A 22,356-nucleotide genomic window follows, 5' to 3' on the forward strand; every position below is an offset into this window, starting at 1 on the left:
CAGATTAGGCGGCTGTCGCGCAACGGCCTGTGGCCGGGAAGAATTGCGGGGAGAGGTTGGGCGATGGCGAGGCTACTTGAACTGATAGGCCCTGACATAATCGACGAACATGAAGGAAGGGTCGGCTGCAGCCATCTTGGTTATGCCGTCGACGATACCGAGATCGACGAGCATGTACATCGGCTGGCGATGTTCCGGTGGTATCTTGGTTTTCCAGACAAGCTTGCCGTCGAAATACATGCGTATGAAATCGGAATCGATCTTCACGCCATAGGTGTGGATATCAGAAGGACTTGCAGTCGCGAACACGTTGATACGGGAGAAGGCGGAATCGTGCTGCCCGCCCCGATGCCACACATGTACCGTTGACGAGTAGCCACCGGGCTTGTCGCCATAGTACTCGATGACATCTATCTCGGAGGTAGCTTTTGAACGATCCAAACCGATGAGCCAGAAGGCTGGCCAAACACCGGGACCATCAGGCAATCGCGCGCGCATCTCGAAGTAACCATATTGCTGGGAGAAGCCGTTTCCATGCTCGTCGACGGAGGCTATCAAACCGGATCGCCATAGACCTTTGCTGTCGCGTGCGGCGGTAATGCGCAGCATCCCGTCCTGTACGGCAAATGGGAAGTCGCCGCTCGGATCTGAGAAGCGAGCACCACCAAAGTCACCATTCCATGGAGTATGGGAAATCCAGCGGGTACCAGGTCCCCAAGCGGAGATGCTGAGATCGTCGAAAGGATCTTCGAAGGTCAGTGTCATACTGCTGATATCAAGCGTATCACCGGTATCACCGGCGCGTGCAATCCGCATGTCCATGATCGTAACCAGTGCAGTCGCGATGGAGGTGCGTAGGAACACGCGGCGGTTGCTCATGCATCGAGCAGTAGATATCGGCGAGAACTTATCCATACATGCAATCATGAACGCTGCAATTTCTGCGGTATAGAACGTATTTCGGCCAAGACGTCCACCAAAAGGCTTAGGCACGGCGGAAATACAGCTACATGGTGCCGTGTTAGCTTGCGCCAACATTGGGGCAGAACCGTTGGATTGCCAGACATGAATGCCATGGGGCTAGTAACACTGATTGTTGGTATGGCAGCGTTGGCCGCGCCGGTGCGATGGTCGTTCATCATCATGATTCTGTCGACCGTTTTTGGCGCAGCCGCTGCCTTCAGCGTGCCTGGCCTCGGCGGTGCATCGGTGCTCGTACCGAGCCTGTTTCTGGTGTTCTTCGCGGCACGTTTGTTTGCCGCTTACGGCGAAGGACCGTTCCTTGCTTCCCTGGCTCCGTGGCGCCCGGGCTTCTTCCTGCTACTCCTGACGGCCTTCGGCATCTTCACGGCGATTTTCTTCCCACGGATGTTTCAAGGCATGACACAGACGATGACAGTTGAGCGATCGATTGGCGCGCACAATCTGATTGCACTGGTGCCATTGCGTTCCTCCTCAAACAATATCACCCAATCGGTCTATGCCGCCGGCGGACTCATTTGCTTCATCACAACTTTTGCCTTCTTCCGGCGGAAAAGCGTTCCTGCGATCTTCATCGACGGCGTCCTGATTGTCGCTGGTGTCAATCTCGGCTTCGCGCTTGCCGATATCATTACCCATTTCACGCATACGGACTTTCTGCTGAGTTTCGTGCGGACAGCCAATTATGCGCTCCTGACCAATGCCGAAAAAGGCGGGTTGAAGCGCATTTCGGGAACTTTTCCAGAGGCTTCGGCATTCGCCGACTTTACGCTCGTTCTCTTTGCCATCGTCACCAGCCTCTGGCTCGGTGGTATCCGTTCGAGGGTCACCGGCACTTTTGCCGGCTTGCTTCTGGTGGCTCTGATCCTGTCGACATCGGCGACCGCACTTGTCGGGCTCGCCGCCGTCTTGCCGATCCTCAGTCTTCAATCATTTCTGGCCTCCCGTCGCGAGCCGGGCGCTGGCCGGCCCGTTCTGATCGTGGCCATTCTTGCAAGCATGCCCCTTGTCATCTTCTTCGTTCTCATCGTCATGCCGGATCTCGCGCAGAATCTGCACGATTTTCTCGACGAGATGTTGTTCTCGAAGGCTGACAGCCAGTCCGGGCGCGAGCGCTTCATGTGGAATGCCATGGCCTATCAAGCCTTTCAGGATACGAGCGGCTTCGGTGCCGGCCTTGGCAGCGCCCGTGCATCGAGCTTTGGCCTGGTGCTGCTGTCCAATATCGGCATCTTCGGCACGCTGCTTTTCGCACTATTTGTCGGTCGGCTGCTCATGGCCGACATGCGCGCGCCGCATCCGGCATCCGGGGAGACGGCTGCGGTCTTGCGTGCCGGCAAGGCCGGGATCATCACCGTTCTCGTTTCTGCGGCCACGTCGGGCACGGTTTATGACCTTGGACTGATGTTCTACATCCTCGCGGGCAGCATTTCCGCACTCAGCGCCAGCACGCAGCAGATCCAGGCTGGCTACAGTCCACCGTTGCGCGCCATCGGAGAGCCGCGATGAAGATTGTCGTCTTCAATGTCAAATACAGCGAAAACCTCGGCGATGGGCTGCTCGCAGAATGTGTCGAATCCGCCCTGGCGAGCGGCAGGGACGAGATCGAAGTGGAGACGATCGACCTCGCCGGGCGCCGGAGCTTTGCGACAGGCCATGGTGGGCGCAGGCGGCTGATACTGGGGTTGCTCCATCGACTGCCGGCAGGCGCCCGTCGACGGCTTGTTCGCACGGTGCTGGAACGCAGGCTGCGCGTGCTTCGCGGGCAATGGGAAGAGAAGGTGGCGGCCGCCGACGCCGTCGTCATCGGCGGCGGGAATCTGTTTCAGGACGACGACCTCAATTTCCCGCTGAAGATCGCTGCTGTGCTCGATTGCGTCTTGCTGCACGATCGGCCCCTGGCGGTCTATGCGGTCGGCGTCGGCATGCACTGGTCGGAGCCAGCCTACGATCTCTTCGCGCGATTGAAGCAGACGCGTCTCGTTCATCTCTCCGTGCGTGACGGCTTCGCGCAAGATACTTGGCGCGAGCATTTTCCCGAAGGACCGAGCGCCAAGATCGTGCGCGATCCCGGACTGTTGGTCCAGGCCTCGCGGGCGAATGGCGGCGTGCCTGCCGCATCCAAGGGTCGGTTGACCATAGGACTATGCGTGACAGATCCCATCATTCTGCAGCGGCATGGCGCCGCCCCAGCCGACAGCATTCCCTTTGCCAATATCGACGCCTACAGGGATCTGATCGAAGTTCTTCTCGATGACGGCCAGCATGTGGTCCTGTTCTGCAATGGCGCTAGGGAGGATCAGGTCTTTGCGGAGCGTATCCGCGCGTCCATTGCCAAGCATCGTGTCGTTGCGCCCGGCGCCCTGGATGTTTCCAAGCGCCCGCAGCTTCCGGATGATCTCATTCAGACCATTCAGTCGATGGATGTGGTTTTGGCTCACAGGCTGCATGCCTGTATTGCCGCCTACGCACTCAGAATTCCGCATGTCGGCCTGGGCTGGGACAGGAAAGTCGAGGGTTTCTTCAACTCCGTCGCGCGCGAAACCTACTTCATAAAGGGCGCATCGCCGCCGTCGAAACACGTTGCCCTGTTGCTGAAAGCGGCGCACCAGGAAGGGATAGAGGCACGTCGACATCACGACACAATTTCGGAGGCCCGTGCAGGCATTTCGAATATGCGGCGGCATCTGGTCGAACCGGATCGATGCGCTATGTCTCAAATATAGGCAGGCGCGAGGGGAATACAAAAAGCAGGCAGTATAGAATTTGCGATACTGATAGAAGTATTGTGGGTTATTCATGAAAACTACCGGGATGGCGGCATAGATTCGATAAAAAATCGAGGAACATCGGCTATCGATTTGCATTAAAGACATCCTGAATTTTCTATGGTATTAAATACTTGGAACTCACGAAATTTATATTTTCGAATGGTCCACGGGGCGTTCGAAATATGCTTTTCGTCCGAGGGGATGACGGCATGGCAGCGCAGCTTTCGATTGAGCATATTCGAAGCCTTGGCGGTGTAGCGCGGACCTTTGTCGCAGGTAGCGCGATCTGCGACTATGACGATGACGCGCCACGCCTTCTCTTCGTCCTGGACGGCTGGGCGTCGTGCAGCAAGATGCTGCCGAACGGCACGCGCTTCATGACGGAATTCGTGCTGCGCGGCGATATGATTTCGACATCGCTGACGGCGCTTTCACGCGAGACGGTGCGGGCGATCACCAATGTGACGGTGATGGTTTTCCCGGATTTTACCTCTCTTCCGAAGATCGAGGCGCCGACGTTCTTCTATCGTATCGTCATTGCTGAACTGGTGCGCCACCAGGCTCGCATGTCGGAAAGGCTCGCCAATATAGGACGCCGCGACGCTCTGGAAAGAACCGGTTATTTGCTGCTTGAGCTCGGGGCACGCATCGGTACCTCGCGGGACTATGCCAACGCGGAATACTTCGATTGCCCTTTGACCCAGGCAGACATTGGTGACGCGGTCGGTCTGTCAACCGTGCATATAAACCGGGTCCTCAGGGACATGCGTGAAGCGGGTCTCCTGTCCTTCCGCAACGGCATCGTCGCCTTGCTTGATCGTCCGCGTCTTGCCGATCTTGTTGACTTCGACGAGTCCTGTTTCGACACAACTATGGTTTGAACAATACTTCATCTCCATTATTAATGGAGAAGGAAGAGTTATTTTATCGAATATTTAAATTCGTTGTTAACATATGTTAATGCGCACAAAAACAAAATAAGCAATTACTAGGATAAGATAATTCTAAAAAGAGGGGAGCAATATGGAAACTCAAGAAAAGCCTCGACTTAAACAACAGCTATGCTCTTTAAATCGAGTAAATACTCTAATAGTTGCAAGAAATACAAAGGCCATTTTAAGAGTTGGGGGTAACGGCCATGATTGGGCAATCGATAACAAGTGAGAAATTCACGTCAGACACAGGCGCACGCATCATTTCAGTTCGGACATCCGACACCTTGAGGCCATTCATCGCATCCGGCACGCCCGGCGTCGATGAATGGGAGGACTATATTCTTCTCATAGATTCTCGCGCTCTTGATCGCGAGTGCCTGTCGAAGAGTCTGACCGAATGCGACAGTGCCATACATATCGTCACCGTCGGCTCGCTCGACGAATGGCAGATGCGCAATATGCAAGTATTGCCGTCCGCAGTTCTTTTCATGATCGGCGGCCGCAAGGTTTCTGATGCCGACGTGAGCGCCAAGATCTGTGCCCTGGTGGAAAGGTTCCAGACAAGCCCCGTGATCGTGGGCGCCGACGGCGACGAGCTTGCACAGCTCCTGCATGCGCTGGAGTGCGGTGCTCGCGGTTACATCCCGACCAGTGTCGGAATAAAGGTCGCTGCGGAAGCCCTGGCTCTCGCGCGTGCGGGTGGTGTCTTCGTGCCGGCAAGCAGCCTGCTGGCCGCCAAGGAGGCGATCACCCCCGTGGCCAGCCGCAATTGCTGCCTCGACAGCCTCTTCACCCCGCGCGAAGTCGTCGTCGCGGAAGCCTTGAGGCGGGGAAAGGCAAACAAGATCATCGCCTATGAGATGGATCTTTGCGAGAGCACGGTCAAAGTGCACATTCGCAATATCATGAAGAAGTTGAACGCGACGAACCGAACCGAAGTTGCCTACAAGATCCGGGAACTGGTTCGGTAATACGTCCCGGCCAAGGCCGCTGATCATATCAACAATGCCGGGAAGAGCCGCGTCTCTCCAACTACGGGCCACCGGCCCCGGCATCGAAGCAGGCAAAAGCCCTGCAAGACCCGCCCGCGGAGCCCTCGGGCTTTTGAAGTTGCGATCGGCAGGTGGAAAAGCGCCGGCGGCCGGGGTGCCCCCGAAGGATCATGTGTTGGGGTTGATATTCCCGCGCACTTGAGCCGCCTGGCCGGGTCCTAACGGGCCGGCCGCAGGCATATTTGTCCAGCATCCGAGCCTTGTGACATTCACTCGACGAGGAGGGATTCCCGCACTGGCCGCGACGGAATCGCGAAAAGACCCAATCCAAGAATTGTCGGTATTGTTTGGCGACTGATTTTAATTCAGGCCGGATCAGCGTTGGGCCACGCGGAGCGAAGCAATCTCCGCCGGCTTGTCGTCGATGATCGCACTGACGGTCAACAGGCCTGGCTGGCGCAGTTTCAGCGGCGAAAAGACAAGGCTGGCGCCGACAACGACGTTGATCGGGATATCGCTCGTCTCCGCGTCCTCGACGACATCCTTCTGCTCACTGAGCTGGGCTGCATCCAACCGCTCCTCAAGAAGCGGTTGCCGGTCGCCGGGCGCAATGCAGCGCAAGACGATCGAACGGTACGGTTCCGTCGCCAAGGTGATCAGGTTCACATGCACGCAGAACTTGGGCAGTGAAAAGGGAAATTCGGGCAGCATCAGCACGCCGCTATAGACGCCGATGAAGCTGAGCTTTTCGCCGATTTCGGTGCGAACGTCGTCGCAAAAGATGCAATATCCGTAGCGCATGTGTTTCAATCGTCCCGTTCGTTGTTGACGCGAGCAATTATTGTGCGGATGGCACGCGAAGAGCTCCAGGAAACGGCTCCGCCGGATCGAACGGGATGGATAGCCGCTCGTGTTTCCAGTTCGGAGATACAGTTGCCGTCCGACGCCGATCCCTTGGGATCGCGAAGTTCAACGTGAATCTCTTTGTCGAGCGCCCAGGCCAAGTCCGCGATCGAACGAAGCGGCAGCTCTGTTTGTCCGCAGAGATAACGGTTCAGATCCTTTCGGCTGACGCCGACCAATTCCGCAAGCCGTTGCTGCGTAAACCCTTTCTGGGACCGCCTTTCGAGAACGGCGGCAGCAAGGTCGCTGCGAACGTTCGCGATGAAGCGGCTGGCTGCACGCGCGCGTGCGCCTATCTCAAACCGAAATGACATCTTCCGGATTTACTCCCTCTACGCACAACGCATCACCCACACCAAGCGCACGGCGCAGTCGACGCACTTCCAGTCGATAGCCGCGGTAAAGATCATGATCCTTCACATGATCGGCCCAGTCCCCGAAAACGGCGACAAAGCAATCGCGCGTGGCGAACCAGCCGAATATGCGCAAATCGACGGTCTTTAGTTCCCAAACCGCATTTCGTTCGACCCGGATTGCCCGGAACTGTCTGCAATGAATGAGCGGTTTCCCCGAAACGAATGTATAGAAAAGAAAATCCAGCTGCTCGACCGGGCTGAGCACTGCGCCAAGCGACGATGGTTCGTCCTTGCTTACGCGTTCGCTCAACCAATTCACAAAACTTGGAGTCGCGAAAAGCTGCCGCCTGGGTGACTGCTTTCGACCAAGCTGAATCTCAACTTTAACGATTGCCTCGGACGCCACGAGACTGTCAAACGTAGTCATGCCTGTCAACTAATCCATTATCATGTGGCAAGCCTTTCACTGACGCTATCTATGATTAGCATGAATTGCTGCACACTTGGATTGCATTTATCTAGCTTTCATATGGGGCAGAATACCTAGTCAAAGAAGAGTATAACCGATACGTCATGCAGACACACATCTAATCCATTACCCATTTTGAGGTAGGCGATTTGTATTTCATGTAGCTCTGTGTTGCTGTCCTAGTACGAACGGTTCTCTTGTTCGGCTCTCCATCAACGGCCTATTAAAAAGCTCGAGGGCGGCGAATGGTCGCTTGCCCCATCATGGAGAACAGGGAGGATCACATGAGGACGATTGGAGCTCTCGCCATCTTATTGGCAAGCACGTCTTTGACACTTGCCGGGCCGCCGACACCAGTTGAAAATGAATCGTTTATCGGCCAGGTGGGTGCGTTCAACGGTGCTTTTGTCAGTCAGAACACTGGCAACAACGACGCCCTGACATTCCAGAATGGCGTCGGCAACTTTGCCGTTACCAACCAGGACAAGGCAAAGTCCAACACGTCTGCCATTCTGCAATTCGGTGACGGCAACGTCGCCATCGCCGACCAGAAAGGCAAGACAAACGACCAAAGCACGTTTCAGGCTGGCGTCATGAATTTCGCCTCGACCCTGCAGAGGGACGGCGCAGACAACAACTCGACGATCGCCCAGTTCGGCTTCGGCAACTCTGCCTTTGCCGATCAGTCCAAGGGAGACAATTCCCAGGACACGCTTCAGGTCGGCGGTCTGAACTTCGCCGCAACGACCCAGACAGACGGCAAACATGGCGGCAACGCCTCGGATACAATGCAGTTCGGTTGGGGTAACGGCGCCATTGTTGGCCAGGACGGCGGCGGCAACGACCAGACGACGCTGCAGGTCGGCGCCGGCAACTTCGCCGCTACGTCGCAGTTCGGTGTCTTCGGCTTCAACGGCAATTCCTCGTCGACGACCCAGTTCGGCTGGGGCAACATATCCTTCGCCAATCAGGCGGGCGGCAACAACTCGCAGGACACGTTCCAGGCCGGCGGGCACAATTTCGCCTTGACGGGGCAGTCGTCGTTCTTCGGCTCGAACAAGGCGGCGACCGCTCAGTTCGGTGTCGGCAACACCGCGCTGACATCCCAGATCGCCAATCCGCTCGGTTCCAACAATTCGATGATCGTGCAGGCCGGCTATCGCAACACGGCGGTCGCTTCACAGACCGGGCTACAGACCGTATTTCCCGTCAGCGGCTCCAACCTTCAGGGAACCATCCAGATCGGCACTGGAAACTATGCTGTTACCTCTCAGACCAGTTCCAGTGGGCTGACGAACACGTCGGTGACGGCGCAGTTCGGCTATCGGAACACGGCTGTTACCGTCCAGCACTGAGTAAGCCGACGGAGGAGGCGAAAGCAAATGTCCGCCTCCTCCTTCAAAGCGACCGGGACAGCCATCTGCGCCGGTGTCGATCGCAGGCGATCAGCATTCTCTCTTTTTCTGCAGTCCTTCTTCTTTTCGATGCTGTTGTTCCCATATGCCGCTCCCGCATCGTCACAGACCGGCGTCGAGTGCCTGGTGACGGCAGACAGAAGGGAACCATTTGTTGTTGTGCGGGCGATCGCAAGGTCAGATATGCCGGTATCCGGAACATACAGGCTGGTTCTTATCAAACACAGTACAGCAGGTACGAGCCACAGCATTCAGCAAGGCAGTTTCGACTTGCAGCCGGGTTCGGATAACCTTCTTGCGACGACAATGGTCGATGCTGGAGACGATACCGAACTGATTGCAAAGCTGTTGATCGAAACCGATCGAGGTATGTCACAATGCGAATTACCGGAATGAAACAGTTGCATGGCAAGAAACGCACATCAAGCGCGGTCATCGCATTGACCACTTCGCTTTGCCTGATGGCAGCGGAATGCCGGGCCGAGACTGCCTATATCGCACAGATTCCCGTTAATGTAACGACAACGGCGACCTTTGGCGACATCGGTTCTCAACCACAACCGCAGTGGCATCATTCTCCGACAAATCATTCTGCCGCAGGTACAAATAATGTGCCCGAGGCAAATATCGCACCGCATGGCAATAATCTGGCACAGGCGCTGCAAATAGGCATGCGCAATAGCGTGTATCAGCTTCAAGCCGGAACAGGAAATATATCGACTGCAGGAATCATAGGAAATTACGGCAACGTCAATGTGTTGCAGGCTGGAAATAACCTCAGATCGAATGTCGTCTTGCTGAACGGAGCTGGCCTCAACGTCAGCGTCCTTCAGCCCGCAGGTTCTGCGCCGGTCAATGTGCTGATCGCACGTCTGCCAGGCGGCGGATTGCTTATCAAGCGTTGAGTGGGCGCAGCAGCGTCCAGGAACAAAGGAGAGATACGAATGATGATACGTAGGGCGATCGCTGCAATCGGTCTGGCTGCGGCAATGATAGTGCCGGCTTCTGCAAGCCAACTGGTCTATCAGCCAACCAATCCGACCTTCGGGGGCAATCCGCTGAACGGCACATTCCTGCTGTCGACGGCGCAGACGCAGGGCGATGGTGTCAAGTCCGGCCAGCAACAGACGCCGGACCTGTCCGGCCTCAACAATGCATTGGGGAATCTTGGAAACATAAATCAGGGCACGGGTTCGAGTGGTTCGTCTCCGGTCATCGTGATCCAAAGCGGTCAGGTGCCGGCTAATCCTTGAGCCAAATTGATTGCGTCATCGTTCAGTTTTGTTGGGAGCGATTTATTCGAGCGGCCATGTCACGTGTTGGTTTTCCTGTCGCAGCCATTCTATGCGGGTTGGGTCTTGGTGGCTGTGCTGCTGCGGGCAGCAGCCTCGACCCGATGAGTACTCCGGCAACGCTTATGCCCGCCACGAAGTCGGGTGTGGCATTGGAGAGCCTTCCGCCGCCCATACAAAAGCTCGATGTGGCGGTCTATTCGTTTCCTGATCTGACTGGACAGAACAAACCCAATGAAAATTTTGCGGAATATTCCCGCGCACTGACGCAGGGCGGCGCACAGCTACTGACAGACGTGCTGACCAGGGCCGGCAACGGCAACTGGTTCAATGTCGTGGAGCGTACGGATCTGCAATCACTGTTGCAGGAACGGCAGATCATTCAGAACACCCGCTCGGCAGTCTACGGTGCAAAGGCTGGCGGTATCCCGCCGCTCCGGTTTGCCGGCGTGCTGCTCGACGGCGGCATCATAGGCTATGATTCCAACGAGACGACGGGGGGCATCGGTGCCAATTATCTCGGAATTGGCGGAAACACCCAGTATCGCAAGGATATCGTGACCGTATCGTTGCGGGCCGTCAGTGTCAGCACGGGGCGTGTGCTAGCCTCTGTCAGCACGACCAAGACGGTCTATTCCGTACAGGTGCAGGGGTCGGCATTCCGCTTTATCGGCGTCGATCAGCTGCTCCAGATCGAGGGTGGCATTACGAGAAATTCACCGACGACTTTGGGGGTCCAGGAAGGTATCCAGCTTGCAGTCTATTCGCTGATCTTCGAAGGCGTGAAGAATGGCCTGTGGCAATTCAGGGATGCCGCGGCCGGAGCGGCATTCATGCGATATCTCGATGAGCATCAAAGAGCGATGACGTACAAGCTCGACGCCAATGGCCGGCCGATCGGCCCGGCGCTTGCCATTCCCGCAGTCAGCGCAGCGCAACCGACCGTCGAAGCAGCGTCAAAACCTATCTTGGTCAAGGACAAGCCGAAGAGTTCATGATATCGGCACCGCCGCGACCTTATTTTTTCCGGCAGATTTCCGATTGCGCGTTATCAGGTCCGCAGGTTGCCGCCCCGTTCTGGGTACTTGCGCTCGGATTTGGTTTGGCGGGCGTCTTGGCGCCAGGCCCTTTCTCCAGGTTGGCGTTCTTCCGGACCGGAACACGTCCTTTCACCTGAGGAATTTGAGTCTCCGAAAATCCGGAGCGCCGGATGATGGGCTGGCTGTCGGCAATAGCATCTGCGGAGCCAAGCGTGTCGGCAAGAAGTACGATAACCGTAACCGCAATGATTTTATTGGGATTCATCATGTTGATATCGCTCCTAAATTGCAATTTCGGGCCGATATCACATTATCGGCCCCGAACATGCCGCTCTCGAGGTTTCAACCGGCCGGAGGCCTTCAAGTTCCAAATTTGCGGCGCTCGCCAGCGGTCTTTTTCTGACCGCAAGCGCGAGGCAATCAATCGCCTGGCGCTTTCACCGTTGGCTGCCGTCGCAGCGCGGTCAGTGTACCACCGTGCCCCGCCCGACGGTCGGCAGGCGGTTGTCCGTCGGCGCGGGCGCCGCCCGCTCGGTAACGCCGCTGCCCACGCTTGGAAAGATGCTGTTTGCCAATTGGACTGGCGCCTGCGTTCGTGATGCCTGCCTCGGCCTATGCGGCGCAGCGCGTCGATTGGCCGGAGGCGGAGACGAGGGCATGACCGAGGTCTCCGGCAGTTGTTCGACAAAGGCAGGATTTGATTGCACAGAGGGAGCCTGTTGCAGATAGCTTTCGTCGGATACGGCGCTGTCGGTGAGCGCAAGCATGGCGATCAGGGAGTAACCGACAATGAGCCTTGATGTCATCTGAATTGAATCCCTCGTGTGCCGAAAATATACAGCAAAAGTATATTCCTCTATAAAATAGAGAAATTTAAATAATTTTCGAATTTTGTCCGTTTAAATTGCGATTTAAATCACACTCTATTCGACATTATTACCAATTTATTGTAAAAGTGCAACTTAAATCGGGGAGGAAGGCATGCGTCTATATTGGAAATCGTCCTTGTTTTGCGTAGCTTTCTTGCTTTGGGGAGCCGGCGCTTCCTCGGCGCTCAGTGCCGAGAATAGTCCAGCGGTTCCGCAGTCAGGTTCTCAAAATGCGACGCCGGATGCCGGCAAGAACGATCCATCCAATGCCACATCTTCAGGTCCGGCCGCGTCCGCGCCCGTCGGCTCGCAGATTACCGAACAGAAATTCGATGCATGGACATTGCAATGCACCGCGGACAAATCGATGAAGCCGCCGTGCCAGATCATCTACCGATTCACTTCGCCGGATCAAAAGCAGGTATTCCTGGTCATCAGCATGGCGCGTTCTGCTGATGACAAGGTCGGCATGCAGATGGCTCTTCCACTTGGTTTTGCAATTCAGGGTGGCGTGAAGATGGGATTCGGCAGCAAATATTCGACGATGGCGAAAGTGTCGCGCTGCACCACGCAGGGATGTCTGGTGGAGGGCCTGTGCCCGCCCGAGATGCTCGCGGTCTTGATGAAGGAAAAATCGGGGAAAGTCTCGATCCGGATGATGCAGGGAAACACGGCGGAGCTTCCGATCTCTCTGGGCGGTTTCAACGCCGCCTTTCAGGCCATGCAAGCAAATGGCGGGTGAGGATTGAGGCGGTTCTGCCCGGTCGCGCGTGGCTGCAGAGAACAGCCCTCCGATATCGCCGACGACGGGGTCCGGTGACCTCCTGAAATTCAGAATCGTTTGGCTTTCAACGCGTTACATACGTGCGATGCCCGCAAATTTCCTGCAAAGCGGCGAAGGAAGCCGCTCGCACGACCTCCTTCGCCACCCTTATCGCCGGCCGAAGCTAGTTTCCATTCCTCGCTTGCATATCGGCGACATCGATCCCATGCGTGTCAAACCACCATTCCGGGGTCATATCGGGATATCTTTCGCGAAGGCGCAGATATTTGGAACGCAGCCTTTCCTGGCGTTCGACTTCCTGCTCGAAATACGGATGGTCCAGCGTTCCGCCCATCACATGGATGCGGCGAAGGAGCTTTCGCAGGATATATCCTTGCTCCTTGTTTCCCGGCCGGTAACCGCTCTCCATGATTGTCGTCACCGTGTCGCGCAGCGTGGCAAGCGCATCGGCGGGCGGCGTGCCGTTCAAGATCATGTCCAGGCGCTCGGCGCCGAAGCCGACGTCGATACAGGTCCCGAGCGGGTTGACGATGTTGCCGATCTCGATGCCGTCCTTGTAGAACTCGGTGCAGTACCCCGTGATGCTGCCGTCGCTCCAGGTGCATTCGTCATCCGGAATAATGGGTATGCGGCCGCGATAGAGCGGCGTCCATTCTTCCAGGCGATCCGGATGGATCGTGACGTGATCGGGCACGAGGCCAAGGGTCCCGAGAAACTCAAGCCAGAAGTCGATGGCGTCGCCGACAGTCATTTCCCTGAATGAGAAAAGCCCAAGCATGGTGAAGTGGAGGAAATGCGTTCCGTCCCCGATTTCGTCGAGATCGCCCATTCTGAGGCAAGCCTGACTATTGGCAACGGTTCCAATGTGGGAAGGATCGGGGAAGAAGGGTTTGTACTGCTGCATTCCGGCGCTACAGAAGAGCGTGGTATGATCGTGCGGCCGTACCGAGTCCATGCGTGTAAAGTTGATGCCTTTGGAAAGGCAGAAGTTCCGGTATTGCTGGATCAGGCGTCCCGCGATGACATAGGCAACCTCCTTTGCTGTTTGTGTGCCTTCCGAAAAGATAGCGACAAGATGCGGGATCTGCAATGCGAAGGTCCGAGTTCCATGCCGTAGGCAGTGAAAAGGGCCCTTCTCGGCCACAGATCCTCTCCACCTTTGCTACATGCCTGTCTTGTTGATGTTGTAGATCAGGCTCCAATACGTCGATTGCTACCATAAACAGGGGAGACGAGATTGCTTCATCGACCAGTTTCGTGTACGGCCTTGACCCACGATGATCGTAAACGAGCGCCGTGCTGCGGTCGTTGCTCTCGGAAAATGCCAGCCTCTCATCAATGCTGATTGTCCATCAACTGCGCTCCGTCGCCGAGCACACACTGAAACATCATGGTTAAACAGAAAAAGCCCTTTATTATCGAAGTCAAAACCACCCGCCGAATGAAATCAAGACCAGCCGAACCAGCGAAGTCGATCTGGGGAAACCTTGTCGTTGACCTCAAGCAGACGCTGGCAATGGAACAGGAGACGCCGGCCGGATTGCCTGCGCATCAGGATTGTGCGGAGCAGCCGGATCTTGGTTCCGTAGCGGCCGCGGATCGTAACGAGGCAACGGCTCCGCAGCCCGAGTTCCAGTTCCTTGAGAAATGGATTGCAAAGAAGGCGGAAAGGCCGAAAGCCGGTTCGCAGGGCGTTGTTGAGGCGTTTCTTGCGCGGCTTGACCAGCAGAAGACCCTGCTTGCGGAGTTTCAGGCGGACCCGGATGGTTTCAGGCGCTGGCGCTCGGCATGGTTTCGCAAGGTCGCCGGCGGCTTCGGCGTGAGCGTCAGCCATGATCGGATCGATGCCGGCGGCGGTCTGCGCTATGTCGTCGTCGATACGCTCGATGACGTCTCTCGGTTTCTCGATGACCTCCGTCACCACGCGCAAACCGACACCGATTTCCAGCAGGCATTGGAAGCGAACCGCGTGCACCGTGCCGCTCGCCTGGTCGGCGGCAAAGCAGTGTGATGGGTTTTTGCCACAACGACATGCGAAAAATCTGAGACCTGAAGCGCGAGACGCGAATCCCATTGGATCGAGACGCGCTTTAGCCACCTCATTTGAGAACGCGGACGACAATGCGTTGTCCGATCGCCAGGGGCGCGTCGCGTGCAACGGTGATGATGCAGTTTGCCGTTCTCATATCGCTGTGGTCCCGGGAATTCTCGGTCGACCTCGCACGTGTCAACACCTTGGAGACCCGGCTGATACGCCCTGAAACGGTTTGCGTGACTGCGAGTTCTGCCCGGCGCACATCGGGCTGTGAGCGCAGGAGGTTGGTGGGCCGGCCCTCTATCCGGCCTGTCGGGTCGACCGGCTGCGGCTGAGGCTGAGGTTTGAGAAGGTCTGCGGCGGGAGCGGATCTACCCTCGAGGGTGGCGATTTGCTGCGTCGAGGTGGTGATCTCGTTTTCCAGGTCGCCATATCTCGATCCAGCGGCCTCGATACTCGATTTCTGGAGTTCCGTTTCGATTGCCGTGGCTAGGCCGACCTGCTCCTTCACGCTTGCCAGCTTCGAGTTTTTTCCTTGGCATATCGTAGCTACCTACTTCACATAGGCCACACGACTGGAACGCAATACTGTAGGATCTGCCGGCTATCGCCTTGCCAGCAGGAAGATCATTTCACAATCATCTCGGTTGCTCGTCTTTTGGTCGGTGATAATTCCAGGTGCTTATCTAGATTCAACTGACCATTCATCATGGATATCAATTGATGTTCCGCCAGTTCGCGATCTCATCGTAAAAGTACAATTGCGAGTAGTTTCGGGACCAGTAGGTGTCGATGTCGAATGAAACGATGGCGATATCAGGCTTTTGTGCAATGCGAATATAGATTGATATCGGCAGCCTCCTGCGGCGATATTCGATGTCGACCTCGGCGGAAGGCATCCATCCCCTTCGGCCTGATATGGTGACGTCGCACCATCTAATTTCCCTTGTGCATCCGAAGATGTGGACGCGGGAGCCCGCCAGGACCATCCCGACGGCCGGAAACCGGGTGTTTGGTCCTGATCGAAGCACGACATTGCTCTTTGCACATCCGATTGCCGCCGCCTGAGCGATGATCGGGCATGTCATCGCCAGAGCGCTCACCAGAAGCGTTCGTGTGATCTTGGCTTGGAACTTCAAGTTTCGACGGCATCCTTCCCAACCACATCGACGACCGACCCCATGCTTGGGACAGCTCGTAACGGCTGCCGGCGACATAGCCCGTTTCCGTGCAGATCGTATGGAGATTGCGTACAGAACCGGTGAAGGAAAACAGGTGCTAGGAGGAGGTCGCCTTCTTTCTGCGGGCACCCTCCATGCGGCGCTCCCACAAGACGAGCAGGAAGCTTGACGCGATGATGATGAAGGCGCCGACAAAGACATTTGTCGCGGGAACCTCAGCCCAGATCACATAGCCGTAGACGAAGGCCCAAACGAGGCCGCTATATTCGATGGGCGCGAGCGTCGAAGCGGGTGCATGTCGGAAGCCTTCATAGAGCAGAAACTGTCCGATCGTAGAGATCACGCCGAGGGTCAGCATCAGCGCCCAGCCGCTGGCATCGGGCGTCTTCCATGTCCATGGGAAAGACAGGGCGCAGGCAATGCCGAATATCAGGCTCGTGGCGTACATCTGGGTGAGCGTGGTCTCGCTTCGGCTGACAAGCCGGACGAGGATCGTGCTCCATGCCCAACAGAATCCCGCGACGATGCACATGGCTGCGGGTAAAAGATTGGGCGAGTGGCTTGGATTTGTCGCGATCGTCACGCCGATGAAGCCGCCGATGCCGGCGATCCAGCGGCCCGCATGGATCTTCTCCTTGAGAACGAAGATCGACAGAACCATGACGATGATCGGCGCCGAGAAATACAGTGTCGTCAGTTCTGCCAGCCCCAGGTGGCGGGCCGCGTTGTAAAACAGCAACCAGGCAAGCAGCATCAGACCGGCGCGCAGGATGACCGTGGCGCGATAAGGGCTTTTGAAAATTGACGGATGATCTCGATAACGGACGAGCGCGCCTGCGACCAGCACGATGACGAGGCTGCGCACGAAGAGGATCTCTGGGACTTCATAGCTGGCGACCAGCCACTTCACCATCGCATCCTGAAGCGAAAAGCAGGCATATCCGGCGCAGGCAAGTGCAATCCCGGCAATGGGTCCCTTCTCACTGGTTCCGGAAATCATATGGCCTCGCAGGATATTTCGAATCGGCATGGTCACTTCCCGTTGCAGGAAGCGGTTTGCAACGCAATGGCGCACAAGCGATCTTCTGGCTAAGCACTTTCCGTCGAGCTGACAAGGCAGCATGAAGTCATGATGCTGCTTCCATCATACGTTTGGATGCGAACTGTGGGGATATTGCCGCCCGCCGGGTGCTGGTTATCGTCGCCGGGCCCCCCGATCGGAATCAATTGCGAGTGGGTGGGCATACGGTGGGATTTCGCACGACGATCCTGGTTAGGCTCGCAGCATGCTTGTCCGCTTCCCATTTATTTGTTGTCCGTCTGCCGGTTCGTTCCCCCCGCCTTGCATCGATCGTCGTTCGGTTGTTGTTGAGTGAATGCAAAATTCGATGGCATGACAGCGGCTGTCGCAGCGATCGGCATGACGCAGCCGCTTTTAGTCAGGGCCGGCCCATCGAATGGTGCGGCCGATCAGACCTGGGTGGAAATGATGGTATCGACGCGGATAATCCCTGAGGCGACACCGCGTTCGTGATATTCCTTGCCATTGTTCACCTCGATGACGGTATAGAGTTTCTCGTTGCGAAAGACGCTTGCCATTTTGGTCGTCTTGTCCTCCGCGGGCGCGGCATCGATATCCATGAAATCCAGTTCCCTTTCGGACGCCACGATACGGGCATCGCCGGCAGTGCGGGCGGCAACGAGGACCTCACCATGCGATTTTGCGTCAAGCCAGTTGGGGTCGTTGTCGGCCGCGATCGCGACCAGACTGTAAAGCTTCAGAGGCGTATCCATCTTCCATCTCCTTGAAGGTCGGAAAGGTTGCAGACCGGATGGGCGGGAAGCTCGACTGCCGTTTCGTTGGCCATGGAGAGAAAGCGGAAAAATCTCCATATTCTTCAGCACCATCGCGTCCGCTTGGCACGATCTGCAACCTTATGGGGCCAACGCTGGGCCTTGCGCGTTGTTCCGGTTCGATGCGTGTATTTGACGGATGTCCGTTACCCAGGCAACGGATTGGACATGGGAGCGAGGCTTGCCGGAAATCCTTCCTGAAGGAATTGCCGATGAGTGGAAACTACCCGACGCGGCGGTCGCTGGGAGGTGCGTCTGCCTCGGCTTCCCCTGGGTTATTCTCGGGCCTGTATATTGTCGCGGTCTGTCGAAATCTTGCGAGGACTTCTTCGCCGTCCACGGATGCTCGTGTTCTCTCCATGATCTCGCGTTCTTTGGCCGCCTGCTCCCAGTGATGCTGGCTGCGACCCCAGGGCCGGCCGGCTGCCTCCCAAATGGCGTAGGCTCGCTTGCTGATCCACTCGAACCGTTCATCCGTCATTTTTTCCTCCTTCGTGGACGCTCCGAACAACTGCGGGTGAGCGCGAATGTTCCCTATGGGGAACAATAATGATTCTGACGTGTTCCACTTTAGGTTCAGAACTTCACAGGCTCATGAATCCACGACAACGACAGGAGGATCTGATGGCTTTGACGTTGATCAGCAAGGCCTTTGCCGAGGATACGCCGATACCGAGCAAACATGTGCTGGAAGGGGAGAATGTATTTCCGCCCCTTGCCTGGGGCGGCGCTCCAGAGAGAACCCAAAGCTTCGCGTTGATCGTCGAGGACCCGGATGCACCGGGTAGAACATTCCGCCATTGCGGCATCGCCAATATTCCCGCGCGATGGGGTGCACTGGTTGAAAACGTCGATACGATGCAGGAGCAGGCGCTACGCTTCTACAAGAATGATTTTGGCAACGCCCGCTATGACGGTCCGCAGCCGCCGAGCGGCGACCCTCCCCACCGTTATGTTTTCCGGCTTGCCGCCCTTGATGTGCCGAGGGTGACACTTCCTGAAGCCGCAGGAGCGGAAGCAATGTGGCGGACGGTGAAGAAACATATACTTGCAGAGGCAAGCCTTACCGGCACCTATCAGGCGTAGGCCGCGATCTGCAAGCCGCCGCCCTCGTCAGACCTCCATCACGTCTTCGAATGATTCGGGGAAGCTTTCCCGCGCCAGTTGCTCGTTGATGACGAGCATTGCTTCATAAGAGGTCGGATCGAAATCCTTGTCGACGGCCACGACCTCGCGTCCGAAGAGCAGGTTCAGGCGAGCTGCGTCGAGGTTGCCGCGCTCGAAGGGCTCGGCTCCGAAATAATGCCAGAGCGCGTGCAGGAATGCGGCGTCTATCCGGTGTTCCTGCGATCCCGGCCGCGCCCGGCGCGGCAGTTTCTTGATCGGCGTGACACCTTTCGGGTTGGCGCGGCGAATGGTGAATTGCACACCTGTGCCCGGCATGCCGGAAGGAAAGCCGCGGTGTTTCGTCATGTCGGGAAGCGTGCCCATGGCTGCTGCTCCTCTCTTGTTAAGCAATCGGGTAGCCCTTTTCCGATGTCAGGCAAGCCGATGCGATGGAGAAGGTCGTGAAGATGCACTCTGTCGTGATTTCCTTCCTCCAGTCAATCGCGGCGCCGGGCTTTCGCGCGCTCCCAAGGTGGCGCAAATCGTGGAGCGATGGGCCATCTGTTCCGAAGGCGGAACTATCGCTCGAGGGTGAGCGGAGCGATTTGCGAAGAGGAGCCATGCACAGAAAAGCTCAGCTCTACGTCAGGCAAGTGGTAGACGCACGCGGCGAAGGCGACGAAGAATGCCATGCCGAGGATGAAACGAAAGAATATCGGCCACAGATAAACGCTGACGATCGGCGTGAGGCGTGCGAGCATCGAAAGCCAATCGACGAGCGTGGGCGTCTTCTGTTTGTACATGACATTCCCCCTGCCAGATCCTGCAGTGTCGTTTGGTGCTATGCCGGCCTCCACTCAAAATCCATGTCTGCGAAAGGCCAGCTGCCGCAGCGACAGCGGTTGCCGCATGAGGAGATCGGGCGGTGGCCTGCCGATCTCGGAAAACAACATGAATAGGATACAGGTTTCGTGGAGATCGGATGCAAGCTTGGTGGATACCGATGCCGTCCACCATTGCTGTGCCGGCTATTGAGCCCACGTCCGAAGGATTGTGGCGGCGATATCTTGCAGTGTCCCCGCGCCGTTTGAGGTCGTGGAGCAATGAGTTCTTCATGCCCGTGCGATCCGTTATCCATTTTACTTTTACGTAAGCTTCATTAAACTTCCGGGCGAGTTCGCTATTTGCTTGGGGGGATCGGATGGGCAGCAGTGCAGATGTCGTCATCGTCGGAGCTGGCCTGTCGGGCCTGGTTGCCGCCTGCGAGCTGATAGATCGCGGAAAACGGGTGGTCCTCGTCGATCAGGAGCCGCGCGCAAGTCTCGGTGGTCAGGCTTTCTGGTCTCTTGGCGGGCTGTTCATGATCGATACGCCGGAACAGCGGCGGATGCGAATTCGTGACAGTCTTGATCTCGCCCGTCAGGATTGGTTGGGTGCCGCGGCCTTCGATCGGGCTGAAGACTTCTGGCCGCGCGCCTGGGCGGACGCCTATCTCGATTTTGCCGCTGGTGAAATGCGCAACTGGCTGCATGGGCTCGGCATGCGCTGGTTCCCCGTTGTCGGTTGGGCCGAGCGCGGCGGGGGCCTCGCCAACGGGCATGGCAATTCCGTGCCGCGCTTCCACCTCACCTGGGGGACCGGCCCCGGTGTTCTCGATCCATTCGTAAAGCGTGTTCTCGCGGCAGAGAGGGAAGGCAAGGTCGAACTGCTGTTCCGTCGGCGCGTGACGCGGCTGATCGGCGATCACAATGGCATTACAGGTGTGGAAGGCGAGATCCTGGCGGAAGACGGCATCTCCCGTGGTCAGCAGTCGAACCGTGATGTCGTCGGGGATTTCCGCATCGAGGGCGGCGTGATCGTGGCGAGCGGCGGCATCGGCGGCAATCAGGAGCTGGTTCGCCGCGCCTGGCCCGTCGAACGTATCGGGTCACCCCCTGAACGAATGCTGAGCGGCGTGCCCCATCATGTGGATGGCCTGATGATCAGCCATGCCGAGGCGGCCGGCGCACGGCCGATCAACGGCGACAGGATGTGGCACTATACCGAAGGCATCGCGAACTGGGACCCGATCTGGCCGAACCATGGCATTCGTATCCTGCCGGGGCCGTCTTCGCTCTGGTTCGATGCCGATGGCAATCGCATGCCGGCACCCTGCCTGCCGGGCTTCGACAGTCTCGCGACGTTGCAGCACATCTGCAAGCTCGGGCACAGTTACAGCTGGTTCGTGACCACGCAGAAGATCGTCAAGAAGGAATTTGCTCTTTCGGGCTCCGAACAGAATCCGGATCTTACGGGGCGCGACATCGGGCTCCTTCTGCGCAGCCGTCTTGGCCGGTCGGCTCCCCCGCCGGTGGAAGCCTTCAAGGAAAAGGGCAAGGATTTCGTCGTTGCCGAAACGCTGGAAGAGCTGGTCGCCGGCATGAACCGGATCGGCGACCGCCCGCTCGATCTTGCCCATCTGCGCACCCAGATTGAAGCCCGCGACCGCGAATTGGACAATCCCTTCGCCAAGGACGCCCAGATCGTCGCGTTGAGACAGGCGCGCGGCTATCTCGGCGATCGGTTCATGCGCACGGCTCCGCCGCATCGCATATTGGACGCAAAGGCTGGCCCATTGATCGCCGTGCGTCTGCATATTCTCACTCGGAAATCTCTGGGCGGGCTCGAGACCGACCTGAACAGCCAGGCGCTCGGGCGGGGCGGCGCGCTCATACCGGGATTATATGCCTGCGGCGAGGCGGCGGGCTTTGGCGGCGGCGGATACCACGGCTACAACGCCTTGGAAGGCACGTTCCTGGGAGGGTGCATCTTTTCCAGCCGCAATGCGGGGCGGGCGGCATGAGGCAGTCGAAATAAACGCTCATGTGACAAGGGTGTCCGACGACACTGCGAGGGCATGCAGTCTCGTCGGACGCTGCAATGGCCGGCTCGGGGGTGGCATCCAAGCCGGTAGCGAAAGTCATAGCATCTACCACAGGTTTATTTAACCTACCCGAATGGACGGCTGGAAGCCTTGCGCGATGTGCGGCGGTGCTGAGGCCTCTCTTTTCGTCACCATGGCGGTAAGGACAATCACCGGCGCCTCAACTAATAGATTGCGTATTATTCTTTGCCCCTCGATACGCGTTTTGCCTGCAAAGGCGACCGGATCACTCATGCCCCATGTTCTGCTTGCGGAGTTTCCTGATGAGCCGATTTTCGCCAGTGGCGCGAACGCAGAAGGTATAGAAGCATCCTTGCGCGTTCGAAATAGCCTGGCGTTGGCGGCGCGTCGCAATCGTCACGCGAGGGAGCCTGACGAACCTCGCTACGGGAGCCGGTTGGCACGGTGTTGTTGGCAACGCCGTGCCATGCAGAGGCCCGCCGGTCGGG

27 protein-coding genes are annotated in these 22,356 nt (G+C 57.4%); 13 read left to right on the forward strand and 14 right to left on the reverse strand.

Going from position 1 to position 22,356, the window contains the following annotated elements; translation table 11 throughout:
• Window positions 1-72 precede the first annotated feature (72 nt).
• The gene (locus tag ACIQWP_RS20655; protein WP_402791359.1) at window positions 73-915 is read right to left on the reverse strand and encodes a glycoside hydrolase family 16 protein; all 843 of its coding nucleotides are present in this window, start codon (window positions 913-915) and stop codon (window positions 73-75) included.
• A gap of 186 nt (window positions 916-1,101) precedes the next feature.
• Between ACIQWP_RS20655 and ACIQWP_RS20660 the strand changes: the two genes are divergently transcribed.
• From ACIQWP_RS20660 to ACIQWP_RS20675, 4 genes are all read left to right on the forward strand, one after another.
• Window positions 1,102-2,490: a hypothetical protein gene (locus ACIQWP_RS20660; RefSeq protein WP_402791362.1), complete on the forward strand. Its 1,389-nt coding sequence runs from the start codon at window positions 1,102-1,104 to the stop codon at window positions 2,488-2,490.
• Window positions 2,487-3,707 (forward strand): polysaccharide pyruvyl transferase family protein, encoded by a 1,221-nt coding sequence (locus ACIQWP_RS20665; RefSeq protein ID WP_402791365.1) that lies wholly within the window; start codon window positions 2,487-2,489, stop codon window positions 3,705-3,707. Before ACIQWP_RS20660 ends, ACIQWP_RS20665 begins: the two co-directional genes overlap by 4 nt.
• Window positions 3,708-3,961: 254 nt before the next feature.
• Window positions 3,962-4,633, forward strand: coding sequence for a Crp/Fnr family transcriptional regulator (locus ACIQWP_RS20670; protein ID WP_402791368.1), 672 nt, complete (start codon window positions 3,962-3,964; stop codon window positions 4,631-4,633).
• 257 nt (window positions 4,634-4,890) lie between these two features.
• A complete protein-coding gene (locus ACIQWP_RS20675; RefSeq protein WP_402791371.1) occupies window positions 4,891-5,658 on the forward strand; it encodes a LuxR C-terminal-related transcriptional regulator in 768 nt (255 codons plus the stop codon).
• A gap of 396 nt (window positions 5,659-6,054) precedes the next feature.
• On the opposite strand, the gene ACIQWP_RS20680 is transcribed toward ACIQWP_RS20675, so the two are convergent.
• From ACIQWP_RS20680 to ACIQWP_RS20690, 3 genes are read right to left on the reverse strand one after another with little or no spacing between them, the layout of a single operon-like run.
• A complete protein-coding gene (locus ACIQWP_RS20680) occupies window positions 6,055-6,480 on the reverse strand; it encodes a DUF6941 family protein (protein WP_402791374.1) in 426 nt (141 codons plus the stop codon).
• 5 nt (window positions 6,481-6,485) lie between these two features.
• Window positions 6,486-6,896 (reverse strand): helix-turn-helix domain-containing protein, encoded by a 411-nt coding sequence (locus ACIQWP_RS20685; protein ID WP_402791377.1) that lies wholly within the window; start codon window positions 6,894-6,896, stop codon window positions 6,486-6,488.
• Entirely contained in the window at window positions 6,880-7,365 is a 486-nt protein-coding gene (locus ACIQWP_RS20690) for a hypothetical protein (protein ID WP_402791380.1), read from the reverse strand. Before ACIQWP_RS20690 ends, ACIQWP_RS20685 begins: the two co-directional genes overlap by 17 nt.
• A gap of 326 nt (window positions 7,366-7,691) precedes the next feature.
• Here ACIQWP_RS20690 and ACIQWP_RS20695 point away from each other — a divergent pair, with 326 nt between their 5' ends.
• The 5 genes from ACIQWP_RS20695 to ACIQWP_RS20715 all read left to right on the forward strand — a co-directional run bounded on the left by ACIQWP_RS20695 (window position 7,692) and on the right by ACIQWP_RS20715 (window position 11,112).
• On the forward strand, window positions 7,692-8,762 hold the full coding sequence (locus ACIQWP_RS20695; protein ID WP_402791383.1) for a hypothetical protein: 1,071 nt from the start codon (window positions 7,692-7,694) through the stop codon (window positions 8,760-8,762).
• Window positions 8,763-8,789: 27 nt separating this feature from the next.
• Window positions 8,790-9,218: a curli-like amyloid fiber formation chaperone CsgH gene (gene csgH / locus ACIQWP_RS20700; protein ID WP_402791385.1), complete on the forward strand. Its 429-nt coding sequence runs from the start codon at window positions 8,790-8,792 to the stop codon at window positions 9,216-9,218.
• A complete protein-coding gene (locus ACIQWP_RS20705) occupies window positions 9,215-9,727 on the forward strand; it encodes a hypothetical protein (RefSeq protein ID WP_402791388.1) in 513 nt (170 codons plus the stop codon). Before csgH ends, ACIQWP_RS20705 begins: the two co-directional genes overlap by 4 nt.
• Before the next feature lie 39 nt (window positions 9,728-9,766).
• Window positions 9,767-10,075 carry a curli assembly protein CsgF gene (locus ACIQWP_RS20710; protein ID WP_402791391.1) on the forward strand — a complete coding sequence of 103 codons (309 nt, stop codon included), beginning with the start codon at window positions 9,767-9,769 and terminating at the stop codon, window positions 10,073-10,075.
• Window positions 10,076-10,218: 143 nt separating this feature from the next.
• A complete protein-coding gene (locus ACIQWP_RS20715) occupies window positions 10,219-11,112 on the forward strand; it encodes a CsgG/HfaB family protein (protein WP_402791394.1) in 894 nt (297 codons plus the stop codon).
• Between the two features lie 19 nt (window positions 11,113-11,131).
• Here the strand turns inward: ACIQWP_RS20715 and ACIQWP_RS20720 are convergent, their stop codons facing one another.
• Together ACIQWP_RS20720 and ACIQWP_RS20725 are read right to left on the reverse strand one after the other, a co-directional pair.
• The gene (locus ACIQWP_RS20720) at window positions 11,132-11,422 is read right to left on the reverse strand and encodes a hypothetical protein (RefSeq protein WP_402791397.1); all 291 of its coding nucleotides are present in this window, start codon (window positions 11,420-11,422) and stop codon (window positions 11,132-11,134) included.
• A 196-nt stretch (window positions 11,423-11,618) separates the two neighbouring features.
• Window positions 11,619-11,960 (reverse strand): hypothetical protein, encoded by a 342-nt coding sequence (locus ACIQWP_RS20725; protein ID WP_402791401.1) that lies wholly within the window; start codon window positions 11,958-11,960, stop codon window positions 11,619-11,621.
• A 175-nt stretch (window positions 11,961-12,135) separates the two neighbouring features.
• On the opposite strand from ACIQWP_RS20725, the gene ACIQWP_RS20730 reads away from it, so the two are divergent.
• Window positions 12,136-12,765, forward strand: a complete 630-nt coding sequence (locus ACIQWP_RS20730; protein WP_402791404.1) for an invasion associated locus B family protein — start codon at window positions 12,136-12,138, stop codon at window positions 12,763-12,765.
• 205 nt (window positions 12,766-12,970) lie between these two features.
• Here the strand turns inward: ACIQWP_RS20730 and ACIQWP_RS20735 are convergent, their stop codons facing one another.
• Window positions 12,971-13,897, reverse strand: coding sequence for an alanine--tRNA ligase-related protein (locus tag ACIQWP_RS20735; protein ID WP_402791407.1), 927 nt, complete (start codon window positions 13,895-13,897; stop codon window positions 12,971-12,973).
• Between the two features lie 351 nt (window positions 13,898-14,248).
• Between ACIQWP_RS20735 and ACIQWP_RS20740 the strand changes: the two genes are divergently transcribed.
• Window positions 14,249-14,818 carry a hypothetical protein gene (locus ACIQWP_RS20740; RefSeq protein ID WP_402791410.1) on the forward strand — a complete coding sequence of 190 codons (570 nt, stop codon included), beginning with the start codon at window positions 14,249-14,251 and terminating at the stop codon, window positions 14,816-14,818.
• An 88-nt stretch (window positions 14,819-14,906) separates the two neighbouring features.
• On the opposite strand, the gene ACIQWP_RS20745 is transcribed toward ACIQWP_RS20740, so the two are convergent.
• The 5 genes from ACIQWP_RS20745 to ACIQWP_RS20765 all read right to left on the reverse strand — a co-directional run bounded on the left by ACIQWP_RS20745 (window position 14,907) and on the right by ACIQWP_RS20765 (window position 18,358).
• On the reverse strand, window positions 14,907-15,353 hold the full coding sequence (locus tag ACIQWP_RS20745; protein WP_402791413.1) for a hypothetical protein: 447 nt from the start codon (window positions 15,351-15,353) through the stop codon (window positions 14,907-14,909).
• A gap of 205 nt (window positions 15,354-15,558) precedes the next feature.
• On the reverse strand, window positions 15,559-16,224 hold the full coding sequence (locus ACIQWP_RS20750) for an SH3 domain-containing protein (RefSeq protein ID WP_402791416.1): 666 nt from the start codon (window positions 16,222-16,224) through the stop codon (window positions 15,559-15,561).
• Window positions 16,121-17,053, reverse strand: a complete 933-nt coding sequence (locus ACIQWP_RS20755; RefSeq protein WP_402791419.1) for a DMT family transporter — start codon at window positions 17,051-17,053, stop codon at window positions 16,121-16,123. The genes ACIQWP_RS20750 and ACIQWP_RS20755 overlap by 104 nt, the downstream gene beginning before the upstream one ends.
• A gap of 440 nt (window positions 17,054-17,493) precedes the next feature.
• Window positions 17,494-17,817 carry a hypothetical protein gene (locus ACIQWP_RS20760; protein ID WP_402791421.1) on the reverse strand — a complete coding sequence of 108 codons (324 nt, stop codon included), beginning with the start codon at window positions 17,815-17,817 and terminating at the stop codon, window positions 17,494-17,496.
• A gap of 283 nt (window positions 17,818-18,100) precedes the next feature.
• Complete coding sequence (locus tag ACIQWP_RS20765) at window positions 18,101-18,358, reverse strand: DUF2934 domain-containing protein (RefSeq protein WP_402791424.1); 258 nt, start codon at window positions 18,356-18,358, stop codon at window positions 18,101-18,103.
• Between the two features lie 143 nt (window positions 18,359-18,501).
• Between ACIQWP_RS20765 and ACIQWP_RS20770 the strand changes: the two genes are divergently transcribed.
• Window positions 18,502-18,963, forward strand: a complete 462-nt coding sequence (locus tag ACIQWP_RS20770; protein WP_402791427.1) for a YbhB/YbcL family Raf kinase inhibitor-like protein — start codon at window positions 18,502-18,504, stop codon at window positions 18,961-18,963.
• A 27-nt stretch (window positions 18,964-18,990) separates the two neighbouring features.
• Here ACIQWP_RS20770 and ACIQWP_RS20775 read toward each other — a convergent pair whose 3' ends face one another.
• Both ACIQWP_RS20775 and ACIQWP_RS20780 read right to left on the reverse strand, forming a co-directional pair.
• Window positions 18,991-19,368, reverse strand: coding sequence for a hypothetical protein (locus tag ACIQWP_RS20775; RefSeq protein WP_402791429.1), 378 nt, complete (start codon window positions 19,366-19,368; stop codon window positions 18,991-18,993).
• Window positions 19,369-19,562: 194 nt separating this feature from the next.
• Window positions 19,563-19,787 carry a hypothetical protein gene (locus ACIQWP_RS20780; RefSeq protein ID WP_402791432.1) on the reverse strand — a complete coding sequence of 75 codons (225 nt, stop codon included), beginning with the start codon at window positions 19,785-19,787 and terminating at the stop codon, window positions 19,563-19,565.
• A 398-nt stretch (window positions 19,788-20,185) separates the two neighbouring features.
• On the opposite strand from ACIQWP_RS20780, the gene ACIQWP_RS20785 reads away from it, so the two are divergent.
• Entirely contained in the window at window positions 20,186-21,826 is a 1,641-nt protein-coding gene (locus ACIQWP_RS20785) for an FAD-binding dehydrogenase (RefSeq protein ID WP_402791435.1), read from the forward strand.
• The last annotated feature ends 530 nt before the right edge of the window (window positions 21,827-22,356 follow it).

This window comes from Rhizobium sp. NPDC090279 (assembly GCF_044769665.1).
In the GTDB taxonomy this organism is placed as follows: Bacteria; Pseudomonadota; Alphaproteobacteria; order Rhizobiales; family Rhizobiaceae; genus Rhizobium.

Coding starts and splice junctions, on each gene's coding strand:
- ACIQWP_RS20655 (WP_402791359.1), bottom strand. CDS start 915: ATGGATAAGTTCTCGCCGATATCTACTGCTCGATGCATGAGCAACCGC.
- ACIQWP_RS20660 (WP_402791362.1), top strand. CDS start 1,102: ATGGCAGCGTTGGCCGCGCCGGTGCGATGGTCGTTCATCATCATGATT.
- ACIQWP_RS20665 (WP_402791365.1), top strand. CDS start 2,487: ATGAAGATTGTCGTCTTCAATGTCAAATACAGCGAAAACCTCGGCGAT.
- ACIQWP_RS20670 (WP_402791368.1), top strand. CDS start 3,962: ATGGCAGCGCAGCTTTCGATTGAGCATATTCGAAGCCTTGGCGGTGTA.
- ACIQWP_RS20675 (WP_402791371.1), top strand. CDS start 4,891: ATGATTGGGCAATCGATAACAAGTGAGAAATTCACGTCAGACACAGGC.
- ACIQWP_RS20680 (WP_402791374.1), bottom strand. CDS start 6,480: ATGCGCTACGGATATTGCATCTTTTGCGACGACGTTCGCACCGAAATC.
- ACIQWP_RS20685 (WP_402791377.1), bottom strand. CDS start 6,896: ATGTCATTTCGGTTTGAGATAGGCGCACGCGCGCGTGCAGCCAGCCGC.
- ACIQWP_RS20690 (WP_402791380.1), bottom strand. CDS start 7,365: ATGACTACGTTTGACAGTCTCGTGGCGTCCGAGGCAATCGTTAAAGTT.
- ACIQWP_RS20695 (WP_402791383.1), top strand. CDS start 7,692: ATGAGGACGATTGGAGCTCTCGCCATCTTATTGGCAAGCACGTCTTTG.
- csgH (WP_402791385.1), top strand. CDS start 8,790: ATGTCCGCCTCCTCCTTCAAAGCGACCGGGACAGCCATCTGCGCCGGT.
- ACIQWP_RS20705 (WP_402791388.1), top strand. CDS start 9,215: ATGAAACAGTTGCATGGCAAGAAACGCACATCAAGCGCGGTCATCGCA.
- ACIQWP_RS20710 (WP_402791391.1), top strand. CDS start 9,767: ATGATGATACGTAGGGCGATCGCTGCAATCGGTCTGGCTGCGGCAATG.
- ACIQWP_RS20715 (WP_402791394.1), top strand. CDS start 10,219: ATGAGTACTCCGGCAACGCTTATGCCCGCCACGAAGTCGGGTGTGGCA.
- ACIQWP_RS20720 (WP_402791397.1), bottom strand. CDS start 11,422: ATGATGAATCCCAATAAAATCATTGCGGTTACGGTTATCGTACTTCTT.
- ACIQWP_RS20725 (WP_402791401.1), bottom strand. CDS start 11,960: ATGACATCAAGGCTCATTGTCGGTTACTCCCTGATCGCCATGCTTGCG.
- ACIQWP_RS20730 (WP_402791404.1), top strand. CDS start 12,136: ATGCGTCTATATTGGAAATCGTCCTTGTTTTGCGTAGCTTTCTTGCTT.
- ACIQWP_RS20740 (WP_402791410.1), top strand. CDS start 14,249: ATGAAATCAAGACCAGCCGAACCAGCGAAGTCGATCTGGGGAAACCTT.
- ACIQWP_RS20750 (WP_402791416.1), bottom strand. CDS start 16,224: ATGTCTTTGTCGGCGCCTTCATCATCATCGCGTCAAGCTTCCTGCTCG.
- ACIQWP_RS20755 (WP_402791419.1), bottom strand. CDS start 17,053: ATGCCGATTCGAAATATCCTGCGAGGCCATATGATTTCCGGAACCAGT.
- ACIQWP_RS20760 (WP_402791421.1), bottom strand. CDS start 17,817: ATGGATACGCCTCTGAAGCTTTACAGTCTGGTCGCGATCGCGGCCGAC.
- ACIQWP_RS20765 (WP_402791424.1), bottom strand. CDS start 18,358: ATGACGGATGAACGGTTCGAGTGGATCAGCAAGCGAGCCTACGCCATT.
- ACIQWP_RS20770 (WP_402791427.1), top strand. CDS start 18,502: ATGGCTTTGACGTTGATCAGCAAGGCCTTTGCCGAGGATACGCCGATA.
- ACIQWP_RS20775 (WP_402791429.1), bottom strand. CDS start 19,368: ATGGGCACGCTTCCCGACATGACGAAACACCGCGGCTTTCCTTCCGGC.
- ACIQWP_RS20780 (WP_402791432.1), bottom strand. CDS start 19,787: ATGTACAAACAGAAGACGCCCACGCTCGTCGATTGGCTTTCGATGCTC.
- ACIQWP_RS20785 (WP_402791435.1), top strand. CDS start 20,186: ATGGGCAGCAGTGCAGATGTCGTCATCGTCGGAGCTGGCCTGTCGGGC.